Raw genomic sequence first — 17,510 nt, 5'->3', positions numbered from 1 at the left:
CCCGACCGCGGGGAGGCGCGCCATGGGTGAGCTGCGGAAGCCGTTCCTGCTGCTGGCGCTGCTGGCGGTGGCGCTGGTGGTGGGCGTGGAGCTGGGCGCGGCGGCGCTGACCGGCGGCGGGGACGCGGGCGCCGCGCTGCGGGACAGCGCCGGCGGGCTCGGCGTCGAACTGGGCGACGTCGGCGAGGTGGCCGAGCCGTCCGGTCGGGGCACCGGCTACCTGGCGCTGATCGACGTGGTGGCGCTCTGGACGACCGGGCTGTTCGCGCTGAGCCTGGTGCTGCCCGACCGGGTCCAGGGCCGGGTGCAGGGCGCGGCCACGCTGGTCTTCTCGGTGGTGCTGCTGGTGGTGTCGCTGGTCCTGCTGGTCGTCGCGTTCGTCGAGCTGACGGTGATGGTCTCGCTGTTCCTGGCGGTCCCGTTCGGCACGCTGGCGTACCTCGCGGTGTGGGGGTTCTTCCCGGTCGGCGACGCGGCCGTGCTGCTCGGGCTGGTCCTGCTGCTCAAGCTGGTCTGGGCCGGGCTGCTGCTGGCCGCCCAGCCGCGCTTCCTGCGTAACAAGGGGCTGGTGCTGCTGGCGTCGACAACGCTGTTGTGCACCGTGGTGTTGCAGTTCCTGCACGGCCTGGTGCCGGTGATCCTGGTCAGCGTCGTCGACGACCTGGGCGCGGTGGTCTTCGCGGTGGTGGCGATCATCTGGGCGCTGGTGCTGCTGGTCGGCTCGATCCCGGCGATCGTCAAGGCGGTGCGGACCACCGCGACGACGTCCGGCCGCACCGTCAGCTGACCGGGTCGCCGGTGGCGAGCGCGGCCAGGCGCGGAAGCTGCGCCGGGTCGGTGAGCGCCGAGCCGACCGCCACCACGCGTACGCCGGCGGCCAGGAAGTCGCCCGCGTTGCCGGCGTCGATGCCGCCGGTGGCCACGAAGCGTGCCTCCGGCAGCGGCCCGGCGACCGCCCGGAACCAGGCGGGGCCGAGACTGACCGCCGGGAACGCCTTGAGCCAGACCAGGCCGTGGTCGAGCGCCCGCTGCGCCTCGGTCGGGGTGGCCACGCCGGGCAGGTGCGGAATGCCGTAGCCGCGCGCCGTGTCCGCGACGGCCAGGTCCAGGCCGGGGGCGACGGTGAACGCCGCGCCGGCGCTCATCGCCTGGCGGACCTGCGCCGAAGTGCGGACCGTGCCGGCGCCGACGAGCCGGTCCCGGCGCCGTCCGGCGGTGACCGCGGCGCGCAGCGCGGGCACCGCCGCGGGGGTACGGATCGGGACCTCCACCACGCCGATGCCGAGATCCCAGGCCAGCTCCGCGAGCCGGACCGTCTTCTCCGGCGGCAGGTCGCGCAGGATCACCATGACCCGCCCGTCGCCGAACAGCGGTGCGAAGTCGTGCTCGGTCATGTGCCGCTCCCCTCGTCGCGGCGCCTCGCCGGCGCCGCCCATTCCCGGTCCGTCAGCGCCAACGCCCGGGCGATCCCGGCCGGATCGGGCGGCGGCGCGGTGTCGCCCGGCGTGGCCAGCACCGGCGCGGCGGTGAGGTGACCCATCCGCAGGCAGGCGCGCAGGTCGAGGTCGCGCAGCAGCCCGGCGAGGAAGCCGGCGGCGAAGGCGTCCCCGGCGCCGACCGGCTCCACCACGTCCACCGGGGGTGTCGGCACGAAGACCGCCGGCCCGGTACGCGGCAACGCGGTCGCACCGACCGGCCCGTCCTTGACCACCACCAGCTCCGGCCCGGGCAGCAGGTCGCGGACCGCGGCCGGGTCGGCGCTGCCCCACAGCGTCGCCGCCTCGTCCAGCCCGACGAGCACCACGTCGGCGCGGTCGGCCAGGTCGCGCAGCGCCGGTGCGGCCCGGTCGGTGGGCCAGAGCGCCGGACGGTGGTTCACGTCGAACGTGGTCCGGGCCCCGGGCAGCGCCCGCCCGGCCAGCGCGGACGCGAGAAGCTCCCGGCAGGAGTCGGAGAGCGCGGCGGTGATCCCGGACAGGTGCAGCAGCCGCACCCCGGCCAGCCGCGGGTCGGCCAGGTCCGACGCGCCGAGCCGGCTCGCCGCGGACCCGGCACGGTGGTAGTGCACCCGGGTGCCGGCCGGGCCGGGGTCCTTGAGGTAGACGCCCGTCGGCGCGGCCGGGTCGACCGTGACCGTGCGGACGTCCACCCCGGCGGCGGCGATCTCGGCGACCACCCGGCGGCCGAACGGGTCGTCCCCGACCCGGCTGACCCAGGCGGCGCGGTGGCCGAGCCGGGCCAACCCCATGGCCACGTTGGACTCCGCGCCGCCGACACCGACCGCCAGCCGGTCGGCGTGCTCCAGCGGCCCGCCGTCGTCGGGCGCGAGCACCACCATGGTCTCCCCCACGCAGGCGACCTCCGGGCCGGTCAAGGTGTGTCCTTCGGGCGCGACTGCGGGGCTCGCAACCCCGGCTCACTCCTCGCGCTCACGGGGCAGCCGCCATCCGGTCCGCGATCTCGGCCCGGGCCAGGTGGCCGTCGACGACGAGCACCCGGTGCCGGTTGCGGCGCGGCCGGTCGGCGGCGACCACCGCCGGGCGGTCGAACGCGTACGCGACGCAGACGCCCGGGTACATCGCGGTGCGGACGAACCACCTGTCGCCCGGCCCCAGCCCACTGAACACCAGCGTGTACGCGGCGCCGCCGGGCGCGGTGCCGGACAGCGCCAACCAGGGCGCGGCCGAGCCGTTGACCTCCTCCTCGCCGACCGCGCCCACGGTGCACACCCGGGGTTCCGGGCCGGCGACGGCCCGCCAGAAGAAGCCGCCGTAGCCGGCGCCGCCGGGGCGGCCGTTGGTGGCCGGGCTGCCCAGGTGGACGTCGGCGCCGGTGGCGGACGTGAACGTGGCGGACAGGTCGAGCCACCAGGCGTCGTCCCCGGCCGGCGCGGCGGTGAGCCGGCGGTGCTCGCGCAGCAACGTCCGGCCGTCGGCGTCCCGCCAGTCGAGGTCGTGGTCGAGCCGGTCGGCGGCCCGTTCCCGCCAGCCGGTGTGCGCGATGACGCCGTGGTCGTCCCGCCAGGTGTAGCCGGTGCCGCGCACGTACGTCCGGCCGCCCCAGAAGTTGGCGCCGGCCACGTCCGGCACGGTGAGGGACGCGCCGAGGTGCCAGACGTGGTCGGCCGGGAGCGCGTCGGTGACCGGGGTACCGGCGCGGGTGCGCACCGGGTGCAGGTAGGGCCGCGGGCCGTGGCGCGGGTCGAGGTCGGGGCGGACCAGGTAGCGCGCCACCTCGACGCCGGCCACGACCAGCCGCTCCTCGTCGGGTTCGGCGGTCACGACGCCTCCGGTCCGAGTGCGACGGGGTGGGCGTCCGCCGGTTCCGGGGCGCGCGCCCGGCGTCGGGCGTCGACCGCGTGCAGCGCGGCGAGGGCGTACCCGCCGAGGATCGGCACCGCCACCGGGGTGACCAGCGCGGCGAGCAGCGCGGCGAGCCCGCCGATGCCGGCCGCGGCGGCCCAGCCGCCGGGGTGTCGGGCGCAGACGCGGGCCACCTCGCGGGCGGCGCGGCGCCACCCCCGGCCGCCGGTGCGCCCGACCGCGACGGCGACCAGACCGGCGTACCCGAGCACTGCCGCGACCACGACGGCGGTGACCGCCAGGGCGGGGCCGCCGCCGGGCACCCGGCCGGTGGCCAGCGCCAGCAGGTCGACGGCGAGCAGCGCGGCGACCGCGAGCGCGACGGCGCTGACCGCCGTGCCGGCGGGCACCGCGCGGGCGAACCGGGTCAAGCTGGTCCGGGCCGGCGGCCAACTCCCGGTGGCGGACCGGTCGTGCAGCGCGGCGGAGGCGGTGGCGACGGCCGGGGCGAGCGTGAGCAGCGGCAGCGACGCCGCCGCCACGACCAGGCCGAGCAGCGCCAGGTCGGCCGCCTCCGCCACGGTGTCCCGCCAGTCCCGGCGGGGGGCCTCGGCGCTCATCCCTTCAGCCCGCTGGTGTTGATGCCCTCGACCAGCATCCGTTGGAAGGCGAGGAAGAACAGGAACACCGGCAGCAGCGACAGCACCGACATGGCGAACATCGGGCCGACCGCGCTCTGACTGGTCGAGTCGATGAACAGCGTCAGCGCCACCGGGACCGTGTAGTCCTCCAGCGTGGACAGGAAGACCAGTTGGCGGAAGAAGTCGTTCCAGGTCCAGATGAACGAGAAGATCGCGGTGGTGACCAGCGCGGGGCGGCTCAGCGGCAGGATCACGTGCCGGAAGACGCCGTACGGCGACGCGCCGTCGATCTTGGCGGCTTCGTCCAGTTCGCGGGGGATGCCGCGCATGAACTGCACCATGAGGAAGACGAAGAACGCCTCGGTGGCCAGGAAGTGCGGGATGAGCAGCGGGAGGTACGGCCAGTCGCCGCCGACCAGGTCGAGGCTGCGGAACAGGATGTACTGCGGCACGATCAGCACGTGCCCGGGCAGCAGCAGGGTGCCGATCATGACGGTGAACCACGCCTTGCGGAACCGGAACCGTAACCGCCCCAGGGCGTACGCGGCCAGCAGGCAGGACAGCGCGTTGCCGACCACGGTGAGCAGGCTGACCATGGCGCTGTTGAGGAAGAACCGGCCGAAGCTGACGTCGAAGTTCGTCCAGCCCTCGGCGTAGTTGCCGGGGGTGAACTCCTCCGGCAGCAGGCCGATGTTGTTGACGATCTCGGTCGGCGACTTGACCGAGGTGCCGAGCATCCAGATCAGCGGGTAGAGCACCACCGCCACGATCGCCACGAGCACCACCAGGCGCAACGCCTGCCGGTTGCGTGGGCGGCGGCGGCCGGCGACGGCGGTCACCGCGGTCATGAGTCGTCCCCTCCGTCCGAGTAGTGCACCCAGAACCGGCCGGTGCTGAAGAAGACAGCCGTGATGAGCGCGATGGCCAGCAGGAACACCCAGGCCATCGCCGAGGCGTAGCCCATCTCCAGGTCGGTGAAGCCGGAGATGTAGAGCTTGAGCGTGTACATCAGGGTGGAGTCGACCGGGCCGCCGGTGCCGTTGCTGAGCACGAACGCGGCGGTGAAGCCCTGGAAGCCGTGGATGGTCTCCAGCACCAGGTTGAAGAAGATCACCGGGGAGAGCATGGGTAGGGTGACCGCGCGGAACTTGCGCCAGGTGCCGGCGCCGTCGACCGAGGCCGCCTCGTACAGCTCGACCGGGACCTGCTTGAGCCCGGCCAGGAAGATCACCATGGGCGCGCCGAACTGCCAGATCGCCAGCACCATCAGCGTCTGGAGCGCCCAGTCCGGGTCGGCGACCCAGGGCAGCCCCTCGACGCCGAACAGCGCGAGGAACGAGTTGAACGCGCCGTCGCGGTTGAACATGTTCACCCAGACGATGGCCAGCGCGACGCTGCCGCCGAGCAGCGACGGCAGGTAGAACAGGCCGCGGAACAGCCCGACGCCGCGCCAGGTGCGGTTGAGCAGCAGCGCCACGCCCAGCGCGGCGGCGAGTTTCAGCGGCACGGCGACCAGCGCGAACGTCAGCGTCACCCGCACCGCGTGCCAGTACGACGGGTCGGCGGTGAACATCCGCTCGTAGTTGGCCAGCCCCACCCAGCGCACCTCGGACAGCGGGGTGAGGATGTCGTAGTCGGTGAAGCTCAGCCAGAGCGAGAGCAGCATGGGGATCGCCGTGACGCCCATCAGTCCGATGAGCCAGGGCGAGAGGAAGACGTACCCCGCCAGGCCCTCGCCGAGCCGGGCCCGGCCGGCCCCGCGCCGCGTGGGGCGGGGGCCGACCGGTCCGGTTCGCGGGCTCCGGCCGGGCGCCGTGGTGAGGGCCACGGGTCCGGTTCCTTTCCGTCGAGGGGTCAGGCGATCGCGGCTTTGCAGGCGGTGACGAACTGCTCCGCCGCCTGGGCCGGGGTGGCCCGGCCGTACTGGGCGTTCTCGGCGGCCTTGGTCAGCTCCGACTTGACCTTGCTGTGTCCCTTGATCGGGACCTGCGGGGACGGGCCGAACTTCTGCGCCAGCTCGGACTCGACCTGGATGGACTGCTTCATGGCCGGGTCGGTGACGGTCTCGCTGACCTTGGCCCGCAGGTCCATGTTGGACGGCAGCCCCCGGTCGGTGCCGAGCAGCGCGACCGCCTCCGGGTCGTTGTTCAGGAAGTTGATCACGTCGACCGCGGTGTCGCGGTGCTTGCTGCCCTTGAACACCGACCAGTACATCGAGGCGCGGGCCCACTGGGCGCTCGGGTCACCGGGGTACGCCACCACGCCCAACTCGTCCTTGGTGTTCTTCTTCAGGTCCGGCATCTGGTTGACCCACACCCAGGAGGTGGCCGCCTTGCCGGTGACCACGAGCTGCTTGGTGACGTCGCTGGAGTTGCCCTCGTGGATCACGTCCGGCTTCGGGGTGGCGCCCCGGTCGCGCGCGCCCTTCCACAGCTCGAACCACGTCGTCACGTCCTCGACCGTGAAGCCGAGTTCCTTGCCCTGGTACAGGTCCTTGCCCTGCTGGCGCAGCCAGACCCAGAGCGCCTTGTAGTCGGCGCTCGGGTCCTGGGTGCCGGGCACCTTGGTCTTCTTCGCCACCTGCTCGGCCCAGGCGATGTGCTCCTCCCAGCTCATCCCGGTGGTCGGCTCCGGCAGCCCGTTCCTCGTCAGCAGCGTCTTGTTGTAGACCAGGCCCTGGGTGTTCTCCCCGGCGGCCACCCCGGCGAGCTTGCCGTCGACGACGCCGTACTCCAGCAGGCTCTTCGGGAACTTCGACACGTCGAGCTTGCCCGAGTCGCGGTAGCTGCCCAGGTCGAGCGTGGTGCTGCGGCCGGCGTACTCGGCCAGGTAGTTGTCGTCGATCTGGAACAGGTCGGGCGGGTTGCCGCCGGCGGTCAGCGTGGCGAGCTTGTCGAAGTAGCCCTGGTTGGCCTGCCAGGTCTTCTCGAACGTCACGTCGGGGTGCTTCTTCGTGTAGAGGGCCAGGGCGTCCTCGGTGAGCTTGGCCCGGGCCTCGCCGCCCCACCAGAAGACGGAGAGCTTGACCGGGCCGCCGTCGCCGGCGGCGTCGTCGTCGCCGCAGCCGGCCGCGCCCAGGGCGAGCGGCGCGGCCAACGCGACGACGGCCAGGCCGCGAACGAATCGACGTCGGGACAGGGGGGTACGGTGATCCCGCCCGGCGGGTGCGCCGGCGGTGGGGGGCGTTGCGGGGTGCATCTGCGCTCACTCCTCGGCTGTGGGAGGCGACGACGTCACCGGCGGCCGTCCACGGGTCGCCCGGGTCCGCACCGCTATGCGGGCCCGGGCCACCTGCTCAGGCCCCGGTGCAGTCCCGACCGGGCACGGGGACGGGCCCGGTCGAGTCGCGGACGACCAGTACGGTCTGGAGCATTACCTGTGCGGTGGTGCGACGGTCGCCGGCTGCCGCGCCCCGACCCCGGGCACCGCGCGGCGCGTCGGAGTCGAGTTGCAGCAGCATGTCGACGGCCGTCCGGCCGGCGGCCGCGGTCGGCGTGGCCACCGTCGTCAACTTGGGGCGGGTGAGCCGGCTCAGCGCGATGTCGTCGACGCCGACCACGCTGACGTCCTGCGGCACCCGCAGCCCGAGTGCGTCGAGCCCCTCGATGAGGCCGATCGCCATCAGGTCGTTGTAGGCGAGCACGGCGGTGACGCCGCTGCGGCGTACCTGGTCGGCGAGCGCGCCGCCGCCGGTCTCGGTGGGTTGGTTGGGCCCGAGCAGGCTCAGCTCGGCGCCGCCGGCCCGGGCCGCCGCCGACGCGGCCCGGCGCATCTCCCGGGCGGTCCAGGAGCCGCGCGGGCCGCCGAGCAACGCGATCCGCCGGTGACCGAGGCCGAGCAGGTGCTCGATCGCGGACCGGGCGCCCTGCCCGACGTCCATCATCACGCAGGGCAGGCCGGCGACCTGGCGGTTTATCACCACCACCGGGACCTCGCGGCTGACCTGCTCGATCAGGCTGTTGCTCATCCGGGGGCTGCACAGCAGCACACCGTCGACCTGTTTGGCGAGCGCGTGGACCAGGTCCTCCTCGGCGGCCACGTCCTCGTTGGTGTCGGCCACGAACACGTGGTAGTCGCGGTGCCTGGCCTGACCCTCCGCGGCCTTGATCAGCGGCGGGAAGAACGGGTTGGCGATGTCGGCGACGATCAGGCCGATGTTGTGGGTCCGGCCGGTGATCAGGGCCCGGGCGGCCCGGTTGGGCCGGTAGCCGAGGTCCTCCGCACAGGCCAGCACCCGGACCCGGGTCTCCGGGTTGACCAGGTGCGGGGCCGAGAACGTGCGGGAGACGGTGGAGATGTGCACGCCGGAGGCCCGGGCGACGTCCCGGATGGTGGCTGGCACGGTGGGCTCCCTCGTCCGATGTGGTGGGGGTCACGGGGTGTGGCCAATTAATGCAAACGGTTGCGCCGGTGTCAACGGTCCATTGTTACGTCTCGATTGCGGTACCGCTCCCGGTGGGCGCACAAAAACGTACCAATGCGGATTTATAGGGCGGGATGTTCATCGACCGTTGACGACGTCTTGCCCGACGTGGTTTCTTCGGCTGCAAACCTTTGCATAACCGCGGGAGGCCGACGTCATGTCACCACCGGCCCGGAAACGGGTCCGCCACGCCCTGGTCGGCGCCGGGGCGCGCGCCGAGATGTTCGTCCGCGCGCTCGCGCTCGACCACGCCGACACCGCCGAGCTGGTCGCCCTGGCCGACGTCAACCAGAGCAGGATGGACGCGCACAACCGCTGGCTCGCCGACCTCGGCCACCCGCCGGTGCCCACCTACGCCGCCGCCGACTTCGCCACCATGCTGGCGAAGGAGCGGGTCGACGTGGTGCTGGTGACAAGCGTCGACGTCACCCACGACGAGTACGTGACCGCCGCGCTGCGGGCCGGCTGCGACGTGGTCACCGAGAAGCCGATGACCGTCGACGCGCCCCGCTGCCGGCGCGTCCTGGACGCGGTCGCGGAGACCGGCCGGCAGGTCACCGTCGCGTTCAACTACCGCTACAACCCCCTGCACGAGCAGCTCCGCCGGCTGCTCGCCGACGGCGCGGTGGGCGAGATCGGCTCGGTGCACTTCGAGTGGCTGCTGGACGTGCGGCACGGCGCCGACTACTTCCGGCGCTGGCACCGGGACAAGGCCACCTCCGGCGGCCTGCTCGTGCACAAGGCCAGCCACCACTTCGATCTGGTCAACTGGTGGCTGGACGCCCGACCGGTCGAGGTGTACGCGGCCGGCCGGCTGTTCTTCTACGGCGAGACCGGCCGCCGGCACGGCTACGCCCGCGACTACGACCGGGCGCACGGCGCCCCCGCCGCCGCCGACGACCCGTTCGCGCTGCGGCTGGCCGAGCACCCCCGGCTGCGCGAGCTGTACCTCGACGCCGAGGCCGAGGACGGCTACCACCGGGACCGCAACGTGTTCGCCCCCGGTGTGACCATCGAGGACGACCTCGCGGTGCTGGCCCGCTACTCCACCGGCGCGACCATGACCTACCACCTCACCGCGTACGCGCCCTGGGAGGGCTACCGGGTGATGGTGAACGGCAGCCGGGGCCGCCTCGAACTGGAGGTCACCGAGAGCGACCACGTCAGCCCGGGCGGCGCGTCCGCGCTCAAGGGCGCCGCGCTGCACGGCGACGAGGCCGCGGTGGAACGCGGCGCGGCCCGGCTCACGCTGCGCCCGTTCTGGGCGCCGCCGGTGGAGATTCCGGTGGAGGGCTGGACCCGGCGCGGGCACGGCGGTGCGGACGCCCGGATGACCCGGGTGCTGCTGGGCGGCGAACCCGACCCGCTCGGCCGCGCCGCCACCGCGTACGACGGCGCGCTCGCGCTGCTCACCGGCCTGGCCGCCAACCGTTCGCTGGAGACCGGCGCGCCCGTCCGGGTCGCCGACCTGCTCACCCTGCCCTGACCGAGGAGCCCCGCTGTGTCGATCGTCTCCCCCAGCGATCTGCTGCTGCCCGCCGAGCCCGGCCAACGCGCGCTGGCCCGCGAGCTGTACGCCCTGGCGGCCACGCAGCCGATCATCTCCCCGCACGGGCACGTCGACCCGGCGCTGCTGGCCGAGGACCGCCCGTTCCCGGACCCGGCCCGGCTGCTGATCGTGCCCGACCACTACCTGACCCGGATGCTGCTCAGCCAGGGCGTGCCGCCGGCCGACCTGGGCGTGCCGAGCGTCGACGGCAGCCCGGTCGAGACCGACGGGCGGACCATCTGGCGGCGCTTCGTCGCGCACTGGCACCTGTTCCGGGGCACGCCGTCGCGGCTGTGGCTGGAGCAGACGTTCCGGAACGTGTTCGGGGTGGACAACGCGCTCTCCCCGGCCACCGCAGACGCGGTCTACGACGAACTGGCCGCCCGGCTGGCCGAACCAGGATTCCGGCCCCGGGCACTGTTCGAGCGCTTCGGCATCGAGGTGCTCGCCACCACCGAGTCGCCCCTGGACGACCTGGGCCGGCACGCCAAGCTCGCCGCCGACGGCTGGGGCGGGCCGGGCGGACGGGTGGTCACCACGTTCCGCCCGGACGACGTGGTGGACATGGAGTTCGACGGCTGGGCGGCCAACGTGGACCGGCTCGCCGACGTCTCCGGCGAGGACACCGGCACGTACGCCGGGTACCTGGCCGCGCTGCGGCAGCGCCGGGCGGCGTTCGTCGCGGCCGGCGCGACCTCCACCGACCACGGGCACCCCACCGCCCGTACCCTCGATCTCGACCCGGCGCAGGCGGCGGCGCTGTACGACAAGGGCCGGCGCGGCCTCGCCGACGCGGGCGACGCGGAGGCGTTCCGGGCGCACATGCTGCTGGAGTTCGCCCGGATGTCGCTCGACGACGGCCTGGTGATGCAGCTGCACCCGGGCGCGGTGCGCAACCACAACCGCTGGCTGCACGCCCGGCACGGCCGCGACGTCGGCGGCGACGTGCCGCAGGCCACCGACTACGTGCACGGCCTCGCCCCGCTGCTGGACGCGCACGGCAACGATAGGCGGCTGACAGTGGTGCTCTACACGCTCGACGAGGACACCTTCACCCGGGAACTGGCGCCGCTCGCCGGCGGCTACGCGGCGCTGCGGCTCGGCGCGCCGTGGTGGTTCCTCGACTCGCCGGAGGTGCTGCGCCGGTTCCGGGAGGCGGTCACCGAGACCGCCGGCTTCTACAACACCGCCGGGTTCGTCGACGACACCCGCGCGTTCTGCTCCATCCCGGTCCGCCACGACGTGGCCCGCCGGGTCGACGCCGGCTTCCTGGCCCGCCTGGTCGCCGAGCACCGCCTCGACGCCGACGAGGCCGCCGAGACCATCGTCGACCTGGCGTACCGGCTGCCCAAGCAGGTCTTCAAGTTCTCCGGAGGGCGCTCATGACCAGGATCGTCGACGTCGAGGTGCACGACGTGCGCTTCCCCACCGCCGCCAGCGGCGACGGCTCGGACGCGATCAACCGGGGCGACTACTCGGCCACCTACGTGGAGCTGACCACCGACGGCGGGCCGACCGGCACCGGGTTCACGTTCACCAACGGCCGGGGCAACGAGATCACCTGCGCGGCGGTCCGCGCGCTCGCCCACCACGTACGCGGGCGCACGGTCGCCGAGATCGCCGCCGAGCCGGTGGCGTTCTGGCGCTCGCTCACCGCCGACGTGCAACTGCGCTGGCTCGGCCCGGAGAAGGGGGTCATCCACATGGCCACCGGCGCGCTCGTCAACGCGGTCTGGGACCTGCGCGCCAAGCTCGCCGGCAAGCCGATGTGGCGGTTCCTCGCCGAGCTGCCCACCGACGACCTGGTGGCCACCGTCGACTTCCACCACATCACCGATGCGCTCACCCCGGACGAGGCGGCGGCCATCCTGGACAAGGGCCGCGACGGGCTCGGCGAGCGGCTGGCCGGGCTGGAACGTGACGGCTTCCCGTCGTACACCACGTCGGTGGGCTGGCTCGGCTACCCGGACGAGCAGGTGCGCGCGCTGACCCGCGACGCGTACGCGGCGGGGTGGCGGGCGATGAAGATGAAGGTCGGCGGCCGGCTCGACGACGACCTGCGGCGGGGGAGGATCATCCGGGCCGAGATCGGCCCGGACGCGTTGCTGATGATGGACGCCAACCAGGTCTGGGACGTGGACGAGGCGATCGCCGCGATGAGCGTGCTGGTCGAGGTCGACCCGTACTGGATCGAGGAGCCCACGCACGCCGACGACGTGCTCGGCCACGCCCGGATCGCCCGCGCGGTGACCGAGCTGTCCGGCGGCCGGTGCCGGGTCGCCACCGGTGAGGTCGCGGCCAACCGGGTCATCTTCAAGCAGTTGCTCCAAGCCGAGGCGATCGGCGTGATGCAGGTCGACGCGTGCCGGGTCGGCGGCGTCGACGAGGTACTCGCCGAGCTGCTGCTGGCGGCGAAGTTCGGGGTGCCGGTCTGCCCGCACGCCGGCGGCGTCGGGCTCTGCGAATACGTGCAGCACCTCGCGGTCTTCGACCACCTGCGGGTGAGCACCGGCCTGGACGGCCGGATGGTCGAGTACGTGGACCACCTGCACGAGCACTTCGTCGACCCGGTCCGCACCCGCGGCGGACGCTACCTGCTGCCCACCGCGCCCGGCTACAGCGCCGCCATGCGGCCGGAGTCGATCGCGGAGTTCCGCTTCCCGGAGGGACCGGCATGGCGCTGACCGTCGACACCGACCGGCTCGGCCTGGCCACGCTGCGCCGGCTGCCCGAGGAGAGCCGGCCGCTGGTGCGCCCCGGCACCGTGCCGGCCGGCATCGTCCACCTGGGGCTCGGCGCGTTCCACCGCGCCCACCAGGCCGTGCACACCGAGGCGGCGGTCGGCGCGGCCGGCGGCGACTGGGGCATCGTCGGGGTCGCGCCGCGCAGCACCGACGTGGTCGAGGCGCTGGCCGCGCAGGACGCGCTGTTCAGCGTCACCACGCTCGCCGCCGACGGCGCGTCGACCCGGGTCGTCGGCGCGCTGGCCGGGGTGCGGCACGCCGCCGCCGACCCGGACGCGGTGGTGCGCCTGCTCGCCGACCCGGCGATCCGGGTGGTCACGTTGACCGTCACCGAGAAGGCGTACCAGCTCGACCCGGTGACCGGCGCGCTGACCGCCGACGCGGAACTGACCGCCGACCTGACCACCGACCGGCCGCCGCGCACCGTGCCCGGGCTGCTGGTCCGCGGCCTGCTCGCCCGGGTCGCCGCCGACGCCGGGCCGCTGGCGCTGGTGAGCTGCGACAACCTGCCGGCCAACGGGCGCCGGCTGCGCAGCCTGGTCGACCAGTGCCTGGCGCTGGCCCGGGTGCCCGACGCGACGCTGGACCGGGTGGCGGCGCAGGTCACCTGCCCCGGCACCATGGTCGACCGGATCGTGCCGGCCAGCACCGACGAGACCCGGGAGACCGCCCGGCGCGCGCTCGGCGTGACCGACCTGGCGGCGGTAGCGGCCGAACCGTGGTCGCAGTGGGTGATCGAGGACGACTTCCCGGGCGGCCGACCCGCCTGGGAGCGGGCCGGCGCGGTCCTCACCGACGACGCCGGCCCGTGGGAACGGCTGAAGCTGCGCGCGCTCAACGGCGTGCACTCCGCCACCGCGTACCTCGGCGCGCTCGCGGGCGCGGAGACGGTGGTCGACGCGCTGGCGCTGCCGCACCTGGACGCGGTGCTGCGCCGGCTGGTCGCCGAGGAGATCGCGCCGAGCTTCACCCCGCCGCCCGGCGTCTCCGTGCCGGAGTACGGGGAGCAGGTGCTCGCCCGATTCGCCAACCCGGCGATCCGCTACCGCACCGCGCAGGTCGCCTCGGACGGCTCGCAGAAGCTGCCGCAGCGGGTGCTGCACACGGCCGTCGACCTGCGCGCGGCCGGCCGGTCGGCGCGGTGGAGCGCGCTGGTGGTGGCCGCCTGGCTGCGGTTCCTGCACGGGCACACCGACGACGGCCGGCCGCTGCCGCTCGACGACCCGCTCGCCGACCGGCTGCGCGCGGCGCTGGCCGCCGGCCGGCACACCCCGGCCGGCGTGGTCGACGCGGTTTTCGCGGTCCGCGAGGTCTTCCCCGCCGAGCTGGCCGCCGACGAGGAGTTCCGGACGGCCGTGACCGGCTGGCTGACCGCACTGGACCGGCACGGCGTCCGGGCCACCCTGGCCGGTGCCCGGTGACCGGCGGCACGCCGGCACCATCCGGCGACGGCAACGGCGGGCGGCCCGACGACGGCAACGGCGCGCGGCCCGGCGACGGCGACGACCCGCGCCCCGGCGATGGCAACGGCGCGCGGCCCGACAGCGACGACGCGCCGGGGGTGGACCGATGAGCGGCGGCGCGCCGCCGCGGGTGGCGCTGGTCGGCGCGAACGGGCACGGCCGCTGGCACCGGCGGGTGATCGCCGCACTGCACGGCGCCGGCCGGCTGCGGCTGGTCGCGCTGGTCGACGTGCGGCCCCCGGAGGAGGAACCGGACGCGCCGACGCCGCCCGGGACCGGGATCTTCACCGATCACCTGACGATGCTGGCCGCATCCCGACCGGACGTGGTGGTGGTGTGCACGCCGCCGCACACCCACCTGCCGATCGCGCGCGACGTGCTCGCCGCCGGCGCGGACCTGCTGCTGGAGAAGCCGCCCGTGCTCGACCTGGCCGAGCACCGGGCGCTCGTCGACGCCGCCACCGCCGCCGGGCGGGCGGTGCAGGTCAACTTCCAGGCGCTCGGCTCGGCGGCGCTGGCCGAGCTGAGCGGCGCGCTGGCCGCCGGACGGCTCGGCCCGGTCACCGGCGTCGCCGGCGTCGCGGCCTGGCAGCGCCCCGACGCCTACTACGCCCGCTCCCCGTGGGCCGGTCGGCGGTCGGTGGACGGCCGGCCGGCGCTGGACGGCGCGCTGGCCAATCCGCTCGCGCACGCGCTGATGCAGTGCCTGGCGGTGGCCGGGGCGGTGGCCGGTGAGCCGGTGCGACCGGCCCGGATCGAGGTGGAGCGCTACCGGGTCCGCCCGATCGAGGTGGACGACACCACGGTGCTGCGGCTGACCCCGGACGTCGGGCCGCCGGTGCTGGCCGCGCTCACGCTGGCCGCCGAGGAGCACGTCGCCGGCGACGTGCTGGTCACCGGCGAGCGGGGCCGGGCGGTGCTGGAGTACCCGACCGACCGGCTGCGCCTGCCCGGCGACGCCCGCCCGCGCGCCGTGCCCGGCCGGGTCGGGCTGCTGGCGAACCTGCTGGACCACCGCGCCGCCGGCGTGCCGCTGATCGCGCCGCTGGCGCGTACCGGGCCGTTCACCGAGGTGCTGGACGCGTTGCGGGACGCGCCCGAGCCGACACTGCTCGACGGCGACCTGGTGCGCGCCGTGGGCGACGGACCGGAGCGGGTCCGGGTGCTCCGGGGCGTCAACGCGGTGCTGCGGGACGCGGCGGAGACCGGCGTGCTGCCGTCCGAGGCGGGCGTGCCGTGGGCGGTCCGGCCGCACCTGGTGGACCTCGGCGTCGACATCCCCGACAGACAGGACGGAACACATCATGCGTAGACGAACGGTCATCGCCGCGATCCTCGCCGCCGCGCTCGCGGCCACCACCGCCGCACCGGCGTCGGCCGCGCCGGCCGGACAGCGGTCGTCCCGCGCGGCTGAGCCGATCGGCCGCCAGGCGCCGGCGGCGCAGCTGCTCGGCCGCCAGGCGCTGCCGGCGAACGACGGCTGGGCCGCCGAGGGCGCCGGCACCACCGGCGGCGGGGCCGCCACCGCCGACCGGGTCCGCGTGGTGCGGACCCGCGCCGAGCTGGTCGCCGCGCTCGGCGGCGACAACGCCACGAACGCGGCCGACGCCACGCCCAAGATCGTGTACGTGGCCGGCCCGATCGACGGCTTCGAAGGGCCCGACGGCACGCCGCTGGGCTGCGCCGACCTGGCCGACCCGGAGTACTCGCTGCCGGCCTACCTAACCGCGTACGACCCGGCGGTCTGGGGCCGGGTGGACCCGAGCGGCCCGCTGGAGGCGGCCCGGGTCCGGTCGGTGGCCGCCCAGACCCGGCAGACGCAGCTCAACGTCGGGTCCAACACCACGATCGTCGGGCTGCGCGGCGCCCGGCTCACCGGGCTGACCGTGATGATCGACCGGGTCGCCAACGTGATCGTGCGCAACCTGGAGCTGGCCGACGCCCGGGACTGCTTCCCGGCCTGGTCCCCCACCGACGGCGACGCCGGCAACTGGAACTCGCAGTACGACCAGATCTCGGTGCGGCGCAGCGAGCACGTCTGGGTGGACCACAACACGTTCACCGACGGCGACAACCCGGACCGCGCGCAGCCGAGCTACTTCGGCCGGCCCTACCAGGTGCACGACGGCTCGCTCGACGTCACGCACACCGCCAGCCTGGTCACCGCGTCCTGGAACCGGTTCGTCGGGCGGGACAAACTGATGCTGATCGGCTCCTCCAACACGGTCGGCCCGGACGTCGACCGGCTGAAGGTCAGCGTGCACCACAACCTGTTCGACGGGGACCTCCAGCGGCTGCCCCGGGTGCGGTTCGGCCAGGTGGACGTGCACGAGAACCACTACCGGCTCGGCGGCCCCGGCTTCGAGTACGCGCTCGGCGTCGGCGTCCGGTCCGCCATCGTCGCGGAGCACAACTTCTTCACGCTCGCCGACGACGTCGACCCGGCGGACCTCATCCGCGACTGGGGCGGCACCGCGCTCACCGAGCGCGGGAGCTGGGTGCGGCAGGGCGACGGCCGGGCCCGGCCGGTGGACCTGCTGGCCGCGTACAACGCCGCGCACGACCCGGACCTCGGCGGCGACGCCGGCTGGACGCCGACGCTGCGCGCCGCGCCACCGCTGCCGACGCCGCTGGTCCCGCTGGTCGTCGGCGCCTGGGCGGGCGCCGGCCGGCTCCCGCTCTGACCGCTCGCCACCCGCGCTCCGGGCCGGCGTCCGCACCCGACGGACGCCGGCCCGGCGGCTTCCGTCGGGGTGTCGGCTGACACGCCGGCCCCGATGCGCGATGATCACCTTTGCCGGACCTCACCCTCGGTGGCATGAAACGGCGGTCACCGGGGACAAGAGGGTGAGAAGCGGGTGGTGACAGCGCGAGTGGATGCCCAGGCCCGGAGACGGGCACGGGACGGAGGCCGGACGTGACGGGTGGGACATCCGGCCGGGTCCTCACCATCGACCTGCCGGCCGACCCCGGCCGGCTCGCGCCCACCCGGGAGCGGCTGCGCGGCTGGCTGCACGCGCACGGCATCGGCGAGTGGGACGTCGAGACGGTGCTGATCGCCACCGGGGAGGCCTGCGCCAACGCGATCGAGCACGGCTACCGCTTCGCCCCCGACGGGATCACCACGCTCCGGGTCGAACTGCGCGACGACCGGCTGGAGATCGAGGTGCGCGACCACGGCGCCTGGCGGCCGGCCGACGGCGACGACGAGAGCGACCGCGGCCGGGGGCGGCTGATCATGGCGCGGGTGATGGACGAGGCGACGATCGTCGGCACGCCGGAGGGCACCTGCGTACGCCTGGTCAAGCGGCTCACCCCGGCCGGCTGACGCAAACCCCGTCGTCGCCGCTCAGGGGCGGGTTAGCCTCGGCCGAGAAGCGCCGTGAGC

The 17,510-nt window shown here is 74.6% G+C and carries 17 protein-coding genes; 9 read left to right on the top strand and 8 right to left on the bottom strand.

The features are described from left to right. Nucleotides 1–22: 22 nt before the first annotated feature. Nucleotides 23–787 (top strand): hypothetical protein, encoded by a 765-nt coding sequence (locus C8054_RS22360; protein WP_107159782.1) that lies wholly within the window; start codon nucleotides 23–25, stop codon nucleotides 785–787. On the opposite strand, the gene C8054_RS22355 is transcribed toward C8054_RS22360, so the two are convergent. The 8 genes from C8054_RS22355 to C8054_RS22320 all read right to left on the bottom strand — a co-directional run bounded on the left by C8054_RS22355 (nucleotide 780) and on the right by C8054_RS22320 (nucleotide 8,285). Continuing rightward, nucleotides 780–1,394 carry a bifunctional 4-hydroxy-2-oxoglutarate aldolase/2-dehydro-3-deoxy-phosphogluconate aldolase gene (locus tag C8054_RS22355; protein WP_107159845.1) on the bottom strand — a complete coding sequence of 205 codons (615 nt, stop codon included), beginning with the start codon at nucleotides 1,392–1,394 and terminating at the stop codon, nucleotides 780–782. The genes C8054_RS22360 and C8054_RS22355 overlap by 8 nt on opposite strands. Next, a complete protein-coding gene (locus tag C8054_RS22350) occupies nucleotides 1,391–2,374 on the bottom strand; it encodes a sugar kinase (protein WP_233219977.1) in 984 nt (327 codons plus the stop codon). The genes C8054_RS22355 and C8054_RS22350 overlap by 4 nt, the downstream gene beginning before the upstream one ends. A 55-nt stretch (nucleotides 2,375–2,429) precedes the next feature. Next, nucleotides 2,430–3,281 (bottom strand): PmoA family protein, encoded by an 852-nt coding sequence (locus C8054_RS22345; RefSeq protein WP_107159779.1) that lies wholly within the window; start codon nucleotides 3,279–3,281, stop codon nucleotides 2,430–2,432. Further along, a complete protein-coding gene (locus C8054_RS22340) occupies nucleotides 3,278–3,922 on the bottom strand; it encodes a hypothetical protein (protein WP_233219974.1) in 645 nt (214 codons plus the stop codon). The genes C8054_RS22345 and C8054_RS22340 overlap by 4 nt, the downstream gene beginning before the upstream one ends. Beyond that, nucleotides 3,919–4,791 (bottom strand): carbohydrate ABC transporter permease, encoded by an 873-nt coding sequence (locus C8054_RS22335; RefSeq protein ID WP_107159777.1) that lies wholly within the window; start codon nucleotides 4,789–4,791, stop codon nucleotides 3,919–3,921. Before C8054_RS22335 ends, C8054_RS22340 begins: the two co-directional genes overlap by 4 nt. Further along, nucleotides 4,788–5,771, bottom strand: a complete 984-nt coding sequence (locus C8054_RS22330; RefSeq protein WP_107159775.1) for a carbohydrate ABC transporter permease — start codon at nucleotides 5,769–5,771, stop codon at nucleotides 4,788–4,790. Before C8054_RS22330 ends, C8054_RS22335 begins: the two co-directional genes overlap by 4 nt. 26 nt (nucleotides 5,772–5,797) lie before the next feature. Continuing rightward, nucleotides 5,798–7,141: an ABC transporter substrate-binding protein gene (locus C8054_RS22325; protein WP_107159773.1), complete on the bottom strand. Its 1,344-nt coding sequence runs from the start codon at nucleotides 7,139–7,141 to the stop codon at nucleotides 5,798–5,800. A 97-nt stretch (nucleotides 7,142–7,238) separates the two neighbouring features. Next, a complete protein-coding gene (locus C8054_RS22320; RefSeq protein WP_107159771.1) occupies nucleotides 7,239–8,285 on the bottom strand; it encodes a LacI family DNA-binding transcriptional regulator in 1,047 nt (348 codons plus the stop codon). A gap of 238 nt (nucleotides 8,286–8,523) precedes the next feature. On the opposite strand from C8054_RS22320, the gene C8054_RS22315 reads away from it, so the two are divergent. The 8 genes from C8054_RS22315 to C8054_RS22285 all read left to right on the top strand — a co-directional run bounded on the left by C8054_RS22315 (nucleotide 8,524) and on the right by C8054_RS22285 (nucleotide 17,450). Beyond that, nucleotides 8,524–9,852 carry a Gfo/Idh/MocA family protein gene (locus C8054_RS22315; protein ID WP_107159769.1) on the top strand — a complete coding sequence of 443 codons (1,329 nt, stop codon included), beginning with the start codon at nucleotides 8,524–8,526 and terminating at the stop codon, nucleotides 9,850–9,852. A gap of 15 nt (nucleotides 9,853–9,867) precedes the next feature. Next, nucleotides 9,868–11,301 (top strand): glucuronate isomerase, encoded by a 1,434-nt coding sequence (gene uxaC / locus C8054_RS22310; RefSeq protein ID WP_107159767.1) that lies wholly within the window; start codon nucleotides 9,868–9,870, stop codon nucleotides 11,299–11,301. After that, nucleotides 11,298–12,599 (top strand): enolase C-terminal domain-like protein, encoded by a 1,302-nt coding sequence (locus C8054_RS22305; RefSeq protein ID WP_107159765.1) that lies wholly within the window; start codon nucleotides 11,298–11,300, stop codon nucleotides 12,597–12,599. The genes uxaC and C8054_RS22305 overlap by 4 nt, the downstream gene beginning before the upstream one ends. Beyond that, the gene (locus tag C8054_RS22300) at nucleotides 12,590–14,080 is read left to right on the top strand and encodes a mannitol dehydrogenase family protein (RefSeq protein ID WP_107159762.1); all 1,491 of its coding nucleotides are present in this window, start codon (nucleotides 12,590–12,592) and stop codon (nucleotides 14,078–14,080) included. Before C8054_RS22305 ends, C8054_RS22300 begins: the two co-directional genes overlap by 10 nt. Further along, the gene (locus tag C8054_RS32095; protein WP_158273880.1) at nucleotides 14,077–14,232 is read left to right on the top strand and encodes a hypothetical protein; all 156 of its coding nucleotides are present in this window, start codon (nucleotides 14,077–14,079) and stop codon (nucleotides 14,230–14,232) included. Before C8054_RS22300 ends, C8054_RS32095 begins: the two co-directional genes overlap by 4 nt. Then, nucleotides 14,229–15,434, top strand: coding sequence for a Gfo/Idh/MocA family protein (locus C8054_RS22295; RefSeq protein ID WP_107159760.1), 1,206 nt, complete (start codon nucleotides 14,229–14,231; stop codon nucleotides 15,432–15,434). Before C8054_RS32095 ends, C8054_RS22295 begins: the two co-directional genes overlap by 4 nt. After that, complete coding sequence (locus C8054_RS22290; RefSeq protein ID WP_107159758.1) at nucleotides 15,427–16,806, top strand: polysaccharide lyase family 1 protein; 1,380 nt, start codon at nucleotides 15,427–15,429, stop codon at nucleotides 16,804–16,806. The genes C8054_RS22295 and C8054_RS22290 overlap by 8 nt, the downstream gene beginning before the upstream one ends. Nucleotides 16,807–17,039: 233 nt before the next feature. Continuing rightward, nucleotides 17,040–17,450, top strand: coding sequence for an ATP-binding protein (locus C8054_RS22285; protein ID WP_107159756.1), 411 nt, complete (start codon nucleotides 17,040–17,042; stop codon nucleotides 17,448–17,450). The last annotated feature ends 60 nt before the right edge of the window (nucleotides 17,451–17,510 follow it).

Source organism: Micromonospora sp. RP3T (assembly GCF_003027925.1).
In the GTDB taxonomy this organism is placed as follows: domain Bacteria; phylum Actinomycetota; class Actinomycetes; order Mycobacteriales; family Micromonosporaceae; genus Micromonospora.
The sequence above is the reverse complement of the archived record's forward strand: the minus strand, read 5'-3'. Positions and strand labels throughout refer to the sequence as shown.

Bases quoted from the DNA above. Each gene is read 5' to 3' on its own strand.
- C8054_RS22355 (WP_107159845.1), bottom strand. From the start codon at position 1,394: ATGACCGAGCACGACTTCGCACCGCTGTTCGGCGACGGGCGGGTCATG.
- C8054_RS22325 (WP_107159773.1), bottom strand. From the start codon at position 7,141: ATGCACCCCGCAACGCCCCCCACCGCCGGCGCACCCGCCGGGCGGGAT.
- C8054_RS22300 (WP_107159762.1), top strand. From the start codon at position 12,590: ATGGCGCTGACCGTCGACACCGACCGGCTCGGCCTGGCCACGCTGCGC.
- C8054_RS22295 (WP_107159760.1), top strand. From the start codon at position 14,229: ATGAGCGGCGGCGCGCCGCCGCGGGTGGCGCTGGTCGGCGCGAACGGG.
- C8054_RS22305 (WP_107159765.1), top strand. From the start codon at position 11,298: ATGACCAGGATCGTCGACGTCGAGGTGCACGACGTGCGCTTCCCCACC.
- C8054_RS22340 (WP_233219974.1), bottom strand. From the start codon at position 3,922: ATGAGCGCCGAGGCCCCCCGCCGGGACTGGCGGGACACCGTGGCGGAG.
- C8054_RS22360 (WP_107159782.1), top strand. From the start codon at position 23: ATGGGTGAGCTGCGGAAGCCGTTCCTGCTGCTGGCGCTGCTGGCGGTG.
- C8054_RS22335 (WP_107159777.1), bottom strand. From the start codon at position 4,791: ATGACCGCGGTGACCGCCGTCGCCGGCCGCCGCCGCCCACGCAACCGG.
- C8054_RS22315 (WP_107159769.1), top strand. From the start codon at position 8,524: ATGTCACCACCGGCCCGGAAACGGGTCCGCCACGCCCTGGTCGGCGCC.
- C8054_RS22290 (WP_107159758.1), top strand. From the start codon at position 15,427: ATGCGTAGACGAACGGTCATCGCCGCGATCCTCGCCGCCGCGCTCGCG.